At 33.6% G+C, this 13,602-nt stretch carries 11 protein-coding genes; 5 read left to right on the plus strand and 6 right to left on the minus strand.

Going from position 1 to position 13,602, the window contains the following annotated elements; all coding sequences use genetic code 11:
• Positions 1-250: 250 nt before the first annotated feature.
• The 4 genes from AC1RPY_RS04525 to map form a co-directional block, all read right to left on the minus strand.
• Positions 251-1,996: an MFS transporter gene (locus AC1RPY_RS04525; RefSeq protein ID WP_481761546.1), complete on the minus strand. Its 1,746-nt coding sequence runs from the start codon at positions 1,994-1,996 to the stop codon at positions 251-253.
• Between the two features lie 32 nt (positions 1,997-2,028).
• The gene (locus AC1RPY_RS04530; protein WP_481761547.1) at positions 2,029-2,922 is read right to left on the minus strand and encodes a YihY/virulence factor BrkB family protein; all 894 of its coding nucleotides are present in this window, start codon (positions 2,920-2,922) and stop codon (positions 2,029-2,031) included.
• A 101-nt stretch (positions 2,923-3,023) separates the two neighbouring features.
• A complete protein-coding gene (gene galU, locus AC1RPY_RS04535) occupies positions 3,024-3,893 on the minus strand; it encodes a UTP--glucose-1-phosphate uridylyltransferase GalU (protein WP_481761548.1) in 870 nt (289 codons plus the stop codon).
• 152 nt (positions 3,894-4,045) lie between these two features.
• Positions 4,046-4,828, minus strand: coding sequence for a type I methionyl aminopeptidase (gene map / locus AC1RPY_RS04540; RefSeq protein ID WP_409022111.1), 783 nt, complete (start codon positions 4,826-4,828; stop codon positions 4,046-4,048).
• A 151-nt stretch (positions 4,829-4,979) separates the two neighbouring features.
• Here map and AC1RPY_RS04545 point away from each other — a divergent pair, with 151 nt between their 5' ends.
• The 5 genes from AC1RPY_RS04545 to AC1RPY_RS04565 all read left to right on the plus strand — a co-directional run bounded on the left by AC1RPY_RS04545 (position 4,980) and on the right by AC1RPY_RS04565 (position 11,532).
• Positions 4,980-5,438, plus strand: coding sequence for a flavodoxin (locus AC1RPY_RS04545; protein WP_481761549.1), 459 nt, complete (start codon positions 4,980-4,982; stop codon positions 5,436-5,438).
• A gap of 2 nt (positions 5,439-5,440) precedes the next feature.
• Positions 5,441-5,854: a GtrA family protein gene (locus AC1RPY_RS04550; RefSeq protein ID WP_481761550.1), complete on the plus strand. Its 414-nt coding sequence runs from the start codon at positions 5,441-5,443 to the stop codon at positions 5,852-5,854.
• Positions 5,855-5,894: 40 nt separating this feature from the next.
• On the plus strand, positions 5,895-6,857 hold the full coding sequence (locus AC1RPY_RS04555) for a glycosyltransferase family 2 protein (protein ID WP_481761551.1): 963 nt from the start codon (positions 5,895-5,897) through the stop codon (positions 6,855-6,857).
• 19 nt (positions 6,858-6,876) lie between these two features.
• The gene (locus tag AC1RPY_RS04560; protein WP_481761552.1) at positions 6,877-9,717 is read left to right on the plus strand and encodes a YfhO family protein; all 2,841 of its coding nucleotides are present in this window, start codon (positions 6,877-6,879) and stop codon (positions 9,715-9,717) included.
• 63 nt (positions 9,718-9,780) lie between these two features.
• On the plus strand, positions 9,781-11,532 hold the full coding sequence (locus AC1RPY_RS04565) for an MFS transporter (protein WP_481762185.1): 1,752 nt from the start codon (positions 9,781-9,783) through the stop codon (positions 11,530-11,532).
• Between the two features lie 123 nt (positions 11,533-11,655).
• Here AC1RPY_RS04565 and udk read toward each other — a convergent pair whose 3' ends face one another.
• Both udk and wecB read right to left on the minus strand, forming a co-directional pair.
• Positions 11,656-12,291, minus strand: a complete 636-nt coding sequence (gene udk, locus AC1RPY_RS04570; protein WP_481761554.1) for a uridine kinase — start codon at positions 12,289-12,291, stop codon at positions 11,656-11,658.
• Positions 12,292-12,309: 18 nt separating this feature from the next.
• Positions 12,310-13,452 (minus strand): non-hydrolyzing UDP-N-acetylglucosamine 2-epimerase, encoded by a 1,143-nt coding sequence (gene wecB / locus AC1RPY_RS04575; RefSeq protein WP_481762184.1) that lies wholly within the window; start codon positions 13,450-13,452, stop codon positions 12,310-12,312.
• Between the last annotated feature and the right edge of the window lie 150 nt (positions 13,453-13,602).

Consider the following 13,602-nt stretch of genomic DNA (forward strand, 5'->3'; position numbering starts at 1 on the left):
GACACAATAATTTATTATACATGTTACCAGACTTAAATGAAACTTAAAATCGTTTGTCTAATCATTGTTTAATCTTATTGTCAACTGATATGATATTCTAAACATTTTGACCACGCTTTCAAAGTTGTAGTGCTCTACACTTTTAATTATACGTTATATTTAAAAGTATTATATTTCATTTTTAATACAGAAAAAGAACATCATTAATTATGTTCTCTTTTTGAAGTCCCTATTACTTGTTAAAACTATATCATAACTTAATTTCTTTTTTATAATCAGTGATTTTTATAAAAACAGCACTAACGCAACTAATTATCCAAGTGGCTAGAACGATGATTAAACTAATTCTTGTTATTATTTTCGTATGATAACCAATGACTAACCTATTTGTACCTATTTTAGTTGCTTTAACGGTTGGACTACCCATAGTTGACAAGGTCATTTTTTTAGGATCAAGGCTATTACCATTTAATTGAACAGTTGAATTATTATAGACTATCGCGGGTAAAGAAATCTCATTTCCTTTTTTTGTTGCGTTCCAACTCAGACTTAACTTTCCTTCACTATTAATCGTTTTACTTACTTCATCTTTATTTTTTTTCATGTCTAATCGATAATCATGATAAGGACGTTCACTTAATACTCGATTATTAGGTAAATAGTCTGGCGATGCCTTGGTAATCAACTTTAAACCATCATCTAGATTTGAACTCATAAATGCTTTGGTAATCTGTTCGTTACTCGTATTATCTGCGATATCAACATTATTGGGAGAAACTATCGACTGATTAGTATGCCATGCTTCATTACTTTTTTGAATTTCTAAATACGATTGTACTCCGACAACAAGACCTCCAACAATTAAGAATAGATCAATATACTTCCGATAATTTTTAAATGAACTACTTGATAGTGTTGCACTAAAACCCGCTAATAATAAAACTACAGCGAACCCTTCAAAGCGACGTGGGTATTGCAAGAAACTTTGTATTGATGGGATAACCTGGGCTAAATCCGTCCAAGGAACTAATTTTGACGTTAAGACTAAGAAAACTAAACCTAAACTAGTTACTACTTTATTAGTAACCGTAAATTTTGCTTGTTTTATAAACAATAAACTAATTTGTACTACAAATATGAAGCTCATAACCAAACCAATTTTAGTAAGCGTTGGCCCCCCCATCGATAAATTCATAGTTGAATTGGACATCATCACATTAACGTGCGGTGCGTATAATTTATTGTTTGCGAAAACATCTAACATGGCACCCCAAACATTAAATGTCAGAACTAACGATAATAACCCCGCCCAAAAACAGGTTAATAATAGTTTCGATTTTTGATTCGTTTGAATAAAACCAACTATAAAAAAAACGAATAGGACACCAATCGACATCAAGGCACTTAAAACATGTACCTGTATCATTACCGACATGGTTAACGCTAAGGGTAGAATTCGCAATCCTTCTGCGTTATTTTTGATCATTTTAACACCCATTAAAACAACTAGTGGCACTAGCATGATACCCCAAGCCATAAAATTTTGCTCAGTTGACCATCGCGCAATCCACAAGCTACCCATAAAAAGAACAGCCATTAATAGTGAGATATCTTTGGTCGAAGTTATTTCTTTAGCTAGTAAATACATTGAGTAACCACTAATAAAGAAAATTAAAAAAGAAGAAATAACCTGAAAATTAAACCAACTATGTACGAGTAGTAGCAACCCACCTAGCAGATAAGCAAATCCAGGCCCATACACAGCATTGATAATCCGACCACTTTGTTGAAACCCGTAATTTGTTTGGAAATAGTTAAAATTGCCTGTTTTAAATTGCATATAGATATCGTAAATACGATTAAAATGAAATAAAGAATCAGAACCTAAAACTAAACTATGTGCGAGTATCTGAGGTAAGACTAAAAACAAGCTCACACTAAACATAACAATAAATACACCGACATGATTTTTTAAATTAATCGACTTATTTTTCAATTAACTTACCTCCCCTAACGATTTATAATATTTTATTTTTTCTTACTAAATCGACTTTTATATTGCTTAAATAAGCTATTTAGCTGAATAGATTGTGCTTCAACTTCACCATGTCGAACAATAGCAATCGATGCATTAAGAACAGCACCTAGCATGATTATCCATGCCCCAAAATCCAGCCAGAATAACATAATCATTACTGTTCCGATTGCACCATAACTACTAAAAGCGCCACCGAAATACTGCACGTATATCGAAAATACTTGGGTCAATAAAATCCACCCAATGGTTGTCAAAATTGCCCCTGGTAAAACTGCCCTGAACCTAAGTCTTGCACTAGGTAATATCCGATAAAGTAATAAAATAATAATAAAAATACCGATTAAGGCGACAGGCCATTTAACCGTGGTAATCACAGTTAAAAATTCTCCCGGCAAATGTAAAATGGGTGTCAACACCTCAACTACTATTTGACTGAACCCAAAGAACAAAATAATAGCACCTAAGGAGATAACTAACCCAATCGTTAACACAAACGATACAATTCGCCCAACAATTGGATTTTGCTTCGTTTCAACACTATAGGCATGGTTGAAACTTTTCTTCAATGCATTAATCCCCTTACTTGTCGTCCATAACGTTACGACAGCACCAATTGACAATAATCCACCATTTCCATTTTTCAGAAACGATTCAATAAACGGTGCTAAAATGCTATATATCGCGGATGGCATCACAACTTTTACATATTCTAAAATAACGGACACCTTTAAATGAAGCATTGGTATTAAATTACCAATAAAAATAATTGCTGGAAAAATCGATAATAACGTATAGTACGCAATAATAACCGAAGAATTACTAACATCGGCATTAATAAATTGTGTTTTAAATATTTTAATAAACTGAACGAACTTACTTTTCATACGATTCCTCCGCGAAATACATCTATATAAGAATAAATTGTATCACATTTAGACAAAAAAATAGATTGAGCATTTAAAATCAGCCCAATCTTCTAATTTTATTATAATTTTTTAGATAACTCTTTAATGTATTCTCTAAGTTCATCCTTAACTTCTGGATGTTTCAAACCAAAATCAATACTTGTTTTTAAATAACCGAATTTATTTCCAACATCATAACGATCACCTTTAAATTCATGCGCGAATACACGTTGCACTTTATTTAAACGATCAATAGCATCAGTCAATTGGACTTCATTACCTTCACCAGGTTCTTGTGTTTCTAACATCCCGAAGATTTCTGGTGTTAACAAGTAACGACCAATAATAGCTAAATCACTTGGTGCTTCATCAACAGCTGGTTTTTCAACAAATTTTTCAACATCATATAGCCCTTTTGACACTTCACTTTGTGGTGCAATAACCCCATATTTTGATACTTCTTTATGTGGGACTTCCATTACAGCCAATGTTGAAGCATGTGTTTCTTCATAGCGATCCATCAATTGTTTTGTTAATGGTACCTTATCTTGCATGATATCATCACCCAACATAACAACAAAGGGTTCATCACCAACAAAGTCTTTAGCCATTAAAACAGCATCCCCTAAACCTCTAGGATGTGACTGGCGAATAAAGAACAAATTAATATCAGTTGTTTGCTCAACCATTTTTAATTGTTCTAATTTACCTTTAGCTTTAAGATTAGCTTCCAATTCAGGTACTGAATCAAAATGATCTTCAATTGGGCGTTTCCCTTTACCCGTAACAATTAAAATATCTTCAATCCCTGCTGCTTTAGCTTCTTCAACAATGTACTGTATCGTTGGTTTATCCACGATAGGTAACATTTCTTTAGCCATTGCTTTTGTTGCTGGTAAAAATCTAGTTCCCAAACCTGCTGCAGGTATAATTGCTTTTCTAACTTTCATAATTAACTTCTCCTTTTTTTCTTTATACGATATACAAAATCCCATTAATTTATCTCAAACTCTACGAATATTACAATTCTATCATGAATCCGCTACATTATACAAAAAAACTGCTAAACAATTAAGTTAGCAGTTCATTGTAGCTATCTATTTTATAAATATTTCGCATCAAATTCTGGATCTTGAGAGGTTAAAATCTTAGGACCATCTTTTGTGATAACAATAACATGTTCATATTGACACGACAAACTACCGTCAGCAGTTCTTGTTGTCCAACCGTTAGGATCATCACTTTCTGATTCCCAACCGCCAATATTAATCATGGGTTCAATAGTAATTGTCATCCCTTCTTTAAGACGTAATCCTTTACCAGCTTGACCATAATGAGGTACGGAAGGACTTTCATGCATGGTAGGTCCAATGCCATGTCCAACGTATTCGCGAACATCACCATAGCCCATTTGGTCTTCAGTATAAGTTTGGATAGCATGACCAATATCACCAATACGGTTACCAATAACGGCTTGATCAATTCCTAAGTAAAGGGCTTTATGCGTTACTGCCATTAATTTATCAATTTCTGGTGTAGATTCACCAACAACATAACTCCAACAAGAATCGCTCATTGCGCCATGTAAACTAACAACTGTATCTACTTTAACTAAATCATTATCTTTTAAAATTAACCCTTTACGTGGGAAAGCATGACAAATTTCATCATTAATGCTGACACAAGTCGCATATTTATAGCCTTCAAAGCCAATTTGTTCAGCAACACCACCATGGCTTTCAATATACTTACGTGAGAAAGTTTCAATTTCCCAACTAGAAATACCTGGTTTTATAATATCTCGTAATCCCTTATGCATCCCTGCAATAATAGCACCTGAAGCACGCATTTCTTCAATTTCGCGTTCTGATTTTAATGTGATCATTTAATTTGTTTCCTCCTATAATAAATAATTCTTCTCAACTATTATACCGCAATTGTATAGAATTTGTTACGAGATACTCAATTCCTTTCACAATCGTTTTTTTATCTGATATACTTTAACTACTATTTTAATATGGAAGAAGGAATTTAGTTTGGTTTCAGCTAAAGTTATTTTTGCAACAATTACAGGTAATAATGAAGACATCGCTGACATTATTACCGAAGCATTTGAAAATTTAGGTGCAACAGTTGAGATGGAAGAAATCTCACAATCAGATGCATCTGATTTAACTAACTTCGATATCAGCGTTGTCGTTCCTTATACTTATGACGAAGGCTCACTTCCTGATGAAGGCATGGACTTTTATGAAGACTTACAGGAGCTTGATTTAACCGGTAAATTATTCGGTGTTGCCGGTTCTGGCGATACATTTTATGGTGAGTTTTTTGGAACTGCTGTTGATAAGTTTGGTTCAGCTTTCGAAGAAGCAGGCGCAACAAAGGGTTCAGCTAATCTAAAAATCGATTTAGCACCTGAAGAAGAAGATATCACTAAATTAGAAGCTTTTGCTAAAGAGCTATTTGATAAAGTAACTAGCAGTGAAAACTAGTCATGAATAAAATAAATGAATTATTTCATAAACATTATGCCCTAATTTCGTATTTAATTTTTGGTGGTCTAACAACCCTAATTAACATCGTTACTTTTGTTGTTTTCCAATCATACCTTAGTGTAAATTATCAATTTGCAAACGTAATTGCATGGTTTGTTTCGGTTGTTTTTGCATTCGTCACTAATAAGCTTTGGGTATTTGGCTCAAAGAACACTCATGTTTCAGGTTTAATACGTGAAGTTTTATCTTTCTTTGGCTTTAGACTTCTATCATTAGTCATTGATCAATTAATTATGACAATTGGTGTTTCTGTTTTACACTTAGATGCATCACTCGTTAAGTTATTTGATCAAATTTTCATCGTTTTAATTAATTATATTTTTAGTAAGTTATTTATTTTCAAAAAATCATAAAATAAAATTCAGTAAATTCATCCTAGGGGGCACTTTATTTATGACAACCAAAGTTCTTTCAATCGTTGTGCCATGTTACAACGAACAAGAATCTATTCCGCTTTTTTTTGATGCGGTTGAAAAGGAGTCTATCAATTTACCAGATATCCGATTAGAATATTGGTTTATTAATGATGGTTCATCTGATAACAGCCTCAAAGAAATGCGCCAATTACAAAAAGATCATCCAGCAACAGTCCATTATGCTTCATTTTCACGAAATTTTGGAAAAGAAGCTGCTTTATATTGTGGCTTACAAAAAGCGACTGGCGATTACGTAACTGTTATGGACGTTGATTTACAAGATCCAACCAGCTTTTTGCCTAAGATGTTAGCTATTTTAGAAGATCCAGAAAATGACTACGACTGTGTGGGGACACGTCGGACAACTCGTCAAGGTGAACCTGTGATTCGCTCTGCATTCGCTACTCTTTTCTACAAATTAATAAATCGCATCTCAGATACTGAGATTGTTAATGGTGCCCGCGATTATCGCTTAATGACCCGTCAAATGGTTGATGCTGTCTTATCAATGTCAGAATACAATCGTTTTTCAAAAGGTATCTTCAGTTGGGTTGGTTTTAATACGGAATACTTAGAATACACAAATCAAGAACGTGTTGCTGGTAAAACAAGTTGGAATTTCTGGGGCTTATTCAAATATTCATTAGACGGTATCATAGCCTTTTCAGAAGTACCTCTTTCAATTGCAACATTTGTTGGTTTCCTATCATTTGTTGGCTCTCTTTTTGCAATTATCTTTATTATTATTAGAGCGTTACTCTATGGTGATCCAACAGCTGGCTGGCCATCAACGATTTCAGTTATCTTAATGATGGGTGGCATTCAATTGTTTTGTATTGGGATTCTTGGTAAATACTTAGGTAAAATTTTCTTAGAAGTCAAAAACAGACCCGTCTATATTATTAAAGAATCAGACGTCTTCAGTTCAAAAAAGGATTAATTATAGGGGGATTCCAGCTATGCAGAAGTTTCGTTTCGATCTAAAAAAATCAAAAATGACCTATCTTTATTACATTATCATTTTTGCAATTTTAGCTGTTCTTATTTTTGGAACTTACAAACTAGCTGGATACTCTTTAATTCAAAGTCATGATCCTGCTGAACAGCATCTACCTGTATTAGAAAATTATCGTCAACTACTTGGTGAATTCATCAACCATCCCTTTCAACCACTCCAAATGTGGTCTTGGAAATTAGGGCTTGGCGCAGATCAATTTCAAACATTTGCTTATTACGTTATTGGAGACGTATTCGCCTATATTACGCTATTATTTCCCTCAAGTGCCGTTGTGACTATTTACCAGCTCACACTCATTTTGAGGTTATTTTGCGTGGGGCTATCATTTATCTTCTTTGCGAGACACTTTAAATTAACGAATAGCGCGATCTTAGGTGGGGCAATCATTTATACCTTCACTTCTTTTTCACTTTATTCATCCCTAATGCAACCTTTTTTCCTAACACCATTCATTCTTTTTCCACTTATAATTGTCGGAATAGAAAAAATTTTACAAGGGTTTAAACCACATTTCTTCATTTTTGCTTTTTCATGGATGTTTATCAGTAACTTTTACTTCGCCATAGTCTTAGGCATCGGTGCTTTTGTATATTTAGTACTACGTTTCATTTATTATTATCGAAAAAATCTCAGTTTCTTTAAAACAGCGGGCACTTTTTTAATCAGTACAGTCATCAGTTTACTGATTTCTGCCTTTATCATGCTACCGTCAATTCTTGCGGTCTTTAGTTCAACTCGGTCAGGTGGTCTATTCGCAAATGGTTTGACCTCTTTCCCCGCTTATTACTACATTAATTTACCTGCTCAATTACTTGCTGGCGGAGTATCTTCTTTCTGGGTTAAATTTGGCTTTAGTAGTTTAGCTGTTCTAGCATTATTCCATCTGTTTTACCATTGGAAACACTACCCACTAATGACAACGAGTCTTTCAATTGGGTTGATTATGTTACTATTCCCAATGTTTGGTGCGATGTTTAATGGTTTTCAAGCCCCTTCTAATCGTTGGATTCTATTATTATTTGTTCCCATTTCACTTGGAAGTGCCTTCTTCATTGATTCTCTCAAAAAAATAACGTTGCCTGAAATTAAATACCTCAGTATTTGTCTTGGTATCTATTTACTTTTAGTATCATTACCCTTTTATATTAATGGGACGACAGAAATTTTCATTCCTGTTATCTTTTTAATTTCTTTTTTTGTCGCAATCTTACTTTACCGTCAAAATAAAAATTCTGGTCGAATCATATTCGGTCTTATCCTAGTGAACTTGATCTTTACTGGGGTTTCTTTTGCATCACCTTTCACTAACTTTTATAGTAAGACTTTAATGCCCTCTGGTAGTTACCAGAAACTATCATCTAATCTATTTGATGGATTAGATAATTCTCTTCCTAAATCTAACTCATTTCGTGTTTCAACGATTAGCCAAAATTATAACTTTGGTTCTAACTACATGTTACGAAATAATTTAAATAATGATTTAAATTTAATTAACTCATACTACTCGATTCAAAATGGCGCAGTCGGAGTATTTTCAAACAGGTTACAAAATGCTCAATATAACAATAATATTCCGATTGAAAATTTTGATGATCGAACAATCGCTAATAACTTTTTTGGCGTTAAGTATCTCTTTACTCATTCAAATGAGCCAAATGAGTCAAAGATCCCCTATGGTTATACATTACTCAAAACTAAATCTGAAAATAAAAATAAACCTGAGAAAACCAATCTTTATGAAACTAAGAATAATTTTCCATTAATTTATTGGCAATCTGATGTCACTTCAAATCAAAAAACTGCTAAATTATCCGCTTCTGATCAAGAACGTCAATTAGCTAAAGCCGTTAGTATCGCGGATACATCCGGATTTAACCAGAAACAATCAACATTTGATACTGAAAACGTTGCCTATACAATTGTAAAAACAGTGAACGCCGGAGAACCTAACGAAACAAAAACACGTATTACCAATAATCACTATCGTAATAATCCTGTTTCAGATAGCTATCAGATTGACATTAAGAACGCAAAAAAATATCAAAATTCTGAATTGCATCTTTCATTAACTAACATTAAGCACCAATCACTGTCCTCTAAAGAACAAGTGAATATGGCTATTTTTAATAATACTACGAAACCAGATAACCAGTTATTAGATACGAATGGTCCCCGGTCAGCACAGAAATCGCTTAGGAAGCAACTGACGACAGGTTCTTCCAATACAGGCTATTCGATCGGGGTTAAATCTAATTTAACGACTAATACGATTGAGCAATTGGGTATTGAAAATCTTTCTTTCTTTAAAGTTTTATCTGATGCTACCCTAAATATGGGCTATCAAAAACAAATGCCCAAAAGTTTGGATTTACTTTTATCAAATTCAGGGACTTACTCATTCAACCTTAAAATTACTGCCGTTCCGCTTGGTCAAACTTACACAAATGATGTTAAAAAAATCCAGAAAAATAAATTAAATTCATTAAAATTTGCTACAAATAGAGTTAGTGGCAAAATAACAACAAATAAATTAGGTATCCTAACATCATCTATCCCTTACTCTACAGGTTGGACAGCGACTGATAATGGTCATAGCGTGCCCGTTATTAAAACAAATAGCGCTTTTATTGGCTTAAAATTAAAAAAAGGAACTCATCATATCATTTATAGTTATCAAACACCTGGCTTATCAACTGGTTTTCTTTTAAGTGTTTTTGGCCTCATTGTTTGGGGGAGTTATAGTTTAACACCTCTAATTTGGAGACGTTTAAGAAGACTTTAATTAGACATAAATGATATTATTATGACCTCATCTACTAAATAAATCTATTAGGGGTTTACTATCTTGTTAAATAAAGTCAGTTATCTTAAAAATCGTTTAATCGTATTTACAACCATCTTTTTGATTAGTTTATTTTTAGTTCTTCCACAAATAATCAACCACAGTCTAGTCTTAGGTGGTGACTCGCTTTTTCATTTCAATCGTATTTACGATACCTATATCCAATTTAAAACAGGTAACTTTAGTTATTTTCAAACTAACTATGGTTTTTTACAGAGTGGTCGCATTATTAACGCCTTATATGGACCAGGTTTTGCTTATCTGTTAGGTATCTTACTCTTAATTGTTCATAATTGGATTTTATTTCAAATCATAACCTCCTTTTTAATTTTCTTTATTAGTGGTTACTCAATGTATTTTCTATCTAGAGAGCTTCAATCCTCTAAGAAAATTTCATTATTGATTGCTAGTCTATTTATGGGGAGTTTTTACGTTACCCGTTGGTCAATTAACCAGAATTTTATGTCTTGGGGCGTTATGCTAATGCCCTTAATTGTCATCCTCGGGCTTAAAATGATTAAAAATAATGCTAAGGATTTAAAAGTACTACCATTAGCATTATTGATTTCAGCGCTTATTCAAATTCATGTCTTAAGTGCCTTAATGTCGGTTGGCGTCATCTTTATCTTCTTTGTTGTCGGTTTTTACAAGACAAATCAAAAATTACAGCTTTTATCAAAATGTTTCTTAGCGGCCCTTCTAACTATTGTTCTAACCTTTAATGTTTGGGGCGCTATGCTAGAAATTTTCACAAGAAATACGCTGTACTCGCCTTACACTCACTTAGATATGGCTAGTGCTACAATGCGTTTTTCAACAACTAGCTATAGCGCTTCATCTATAGGACTATTTATGAGCGTTATTTTCATTTTACAATTTATTTTACTATTTTCTAGGTGGTCACAAGTATCACTTTCTAATAAGCTAATGACACTATTAGGAGCCTTATTTCTCCTGTTATCAACAAATCTTGTTCCTTGGACGACAATATCGAATCTAATACCACAGCTTCGAAGTTTTTTACAATTTCCTTACCGCTTTTATGGTTTTGCAACTGTCTTATTACTTGCTGGTTTTGGCAACTCTCTTTCTGAGCTACCTTCATTTAAGCCTAAAAAGTTTGGCGAGTTATTTTTAATCATTAGTAGTCTTTTTATTTTAGGTCAATCATATATTGATATTCAACAGCAAAATAAGCTCTGGAATTCCAATGATCCTCTTATTTATAAAGGGAGCGTTGTCGTTTCAAATCATCTAACGAGTGATCAAATTAGAACTAATTTTACTAGTTCTGATTTATCAAAAGGATTAAAGGTGGTTAAAAAAATAGCCCCAGATTATTTACCAAATAATCAAGAACAAAAGACAACATATAATAAAAAAGAATACAAGAAAGATATTGTTAGGAATCGTCCTAATATCACTAAGACTGTTACAAAAAATGGTGATTTAATCCTTAAATGGCATGCGACAAAAAAAGGTGAATCCATCGCACTTCCTATTGTCGTTTATAATAATTCAGAGCTCTCCTTAAATGGAAGTCAATTACACCGATTATCTCTATCTGCATTAGGTGTCCCTACTGTTAAGGCAACAAAAAAAGGGAGTAATCGTGTAGTGCTTAGATATCAATCGGAAATGATCACTACATGGCGTTTGTTTTTCGTCATTTTAACTTGGATTATTAGTATTTTATCGATGATAACACTCCATTTTATAAATAGAAAACTAGACAAAAATAGTGTTCATAAATGACAAGTCCACTCTAACTGTTGTTGGTAATAGCGTAAAAGCTATTACCAACAACAGTTTTTTCATACCAAAAAGTCCCCAAAAGTCATGAGACTTTTGGGGACTTTTTGGTATGAGATTTTTTAGCTAGTCTTGTTGTAAAATGTCACGGACTTTAGTTGACAATAAATCAATAGCAACTGTATTTGCGCCACCTTCTGGCACAATAATATCCGCATAGCGTTTCGTTGGTTCAATGAATTGATTATACATTGGTTTAACCGTTTTAACGTATTGATCAATAACTGATTGTAATGAGCGACCACGTTCCTTCATATCACGTGTGATACGGCGAATAATACGTAAATCATCATCTGTATCAACAAAAACTTTAATATCCATTAAACTTCTGAGCTTTTCGTCCCCTAGAATTAGAATTCCTTCAACAATGATAACATCTTGAGGTTCTGTTCTGATCGTCTCACTTGAACGAGTAAACTGTGTGTAATCATAAACAGGCATATCAATTGCTTCATTATCCAACAATTGTTCCAAATCACTAATCATCTGTTCGTTGTCAAACGCGAGTGGATGATCATAGTTCACTGCTTTACGTTCTTCCATACTCATTTCAGCTTGATCATTATAATAAGTATCTTGTTGTAAAATCATGATTGATTCGCCAGCTAATTGTGAATAAATAGCATTACTAACCGTCGTCTTACCGCTACCAGTACCACCTGTTACACCAATAATAATGGGACGTTTTGTTCTTTTGCTCATGCTTTAGAAATCCTCCATTTATTCGAAACGTTCAGGTTCTTGCTGACTATCTCCAAATCGATAAGCAACGGCATCTAATATTCGTTTAGCTGCTTGCCCATCTCCATAAGGATTTTTAGCATTTGCCATTCGTTCGTACTCTGTCTTATTAGTTATTAATGATAGCATGGTTTCTTTGACTTTCACAGGGTCAGTTCCAACTAACTTCAATGTACCCGCCTTCACGCCTTCCGGACGTTCTGTGTTATCACGTAAAACAAGAACTGGTTTTCCTAATGATGGCGCCTCTTCTTGAACACCACCTGAATCCGTCATAATAAAGTAACTTTTTGCAGCGATATTATGAAAATCAACCACATCAAGCGGTTCAATTAGATGAACGCGCTGTTCTCCACCTAAGACTTCTTCGGCTAAATCTTTAACAACTGGATTTAAATGAACCGGATAAACGACTTCAACATCTGGCTGATCTTTAACGACAGATTTAATCACTTCGAAAACACGACGCATAGGTGCACCTTGGTTTTCACGACGATGCATCGTGAGTAAAATCATTTTATTCGCAGGATTTACTTCTGATAGAACATCATGGTCATACTCTTTTTGAACTGTTTGTTTTAAAGCATCGATGGCTGTGTTACCTGTTACAAAAATATTTTCTTTTGGATGATTTTCTAATAACAGATTAGTTTTGCTTTGCGAAGTTGGGGCAAAGTACATATCTGCCAGTACATCTGTTAGTTGACGGTTCATTTCTTCTGGAAACGGTGAATACTTATCCCAAGTCCGTAATCCCGCTTCAACGTGTCCAATTGCCACTTGATTATAAAAAGCTGAAATACTAGCGGCGAATGTTGTTGTTGTATCACCATGAACTAAAATAATATCAGGCTGCTCTACTTTAATAACATCATCTAATTTTTGTAAAACATTTCGAGTTGTATCACTTAATGTCTGGTTAGCGTGCATCACATTCAAATCATAATCTGGCGTTATTTTAAATATCTCTAAGACTTGGTCCAACATTTGGCGATGTTGTGCTGTTACGACAGTTACTGTTTCAAACTCCGTCGTACGTTCTTTTAACTCTAAGACAACAGGTGCCATTTTTATTGCTTCTGGACGCGTCCCAAAAACAGTCATCACTTTTACTTTTTTCATAATTGGCCTCCTCAATGATTATATTAGTTACTATTATACCAAAGAAAAGACAAAATTCTGATTTTGTTAACAAAAATTTAATAGCCTAATTATTAATCATTTTCTCATTAATATGTTATCATTATTTCATAAATAAATTTGGAGGTCTTT

It is taken from the genome of Dellaglioa sp. CoH-56-MRSF-12 (assembly GCF_056782075.1).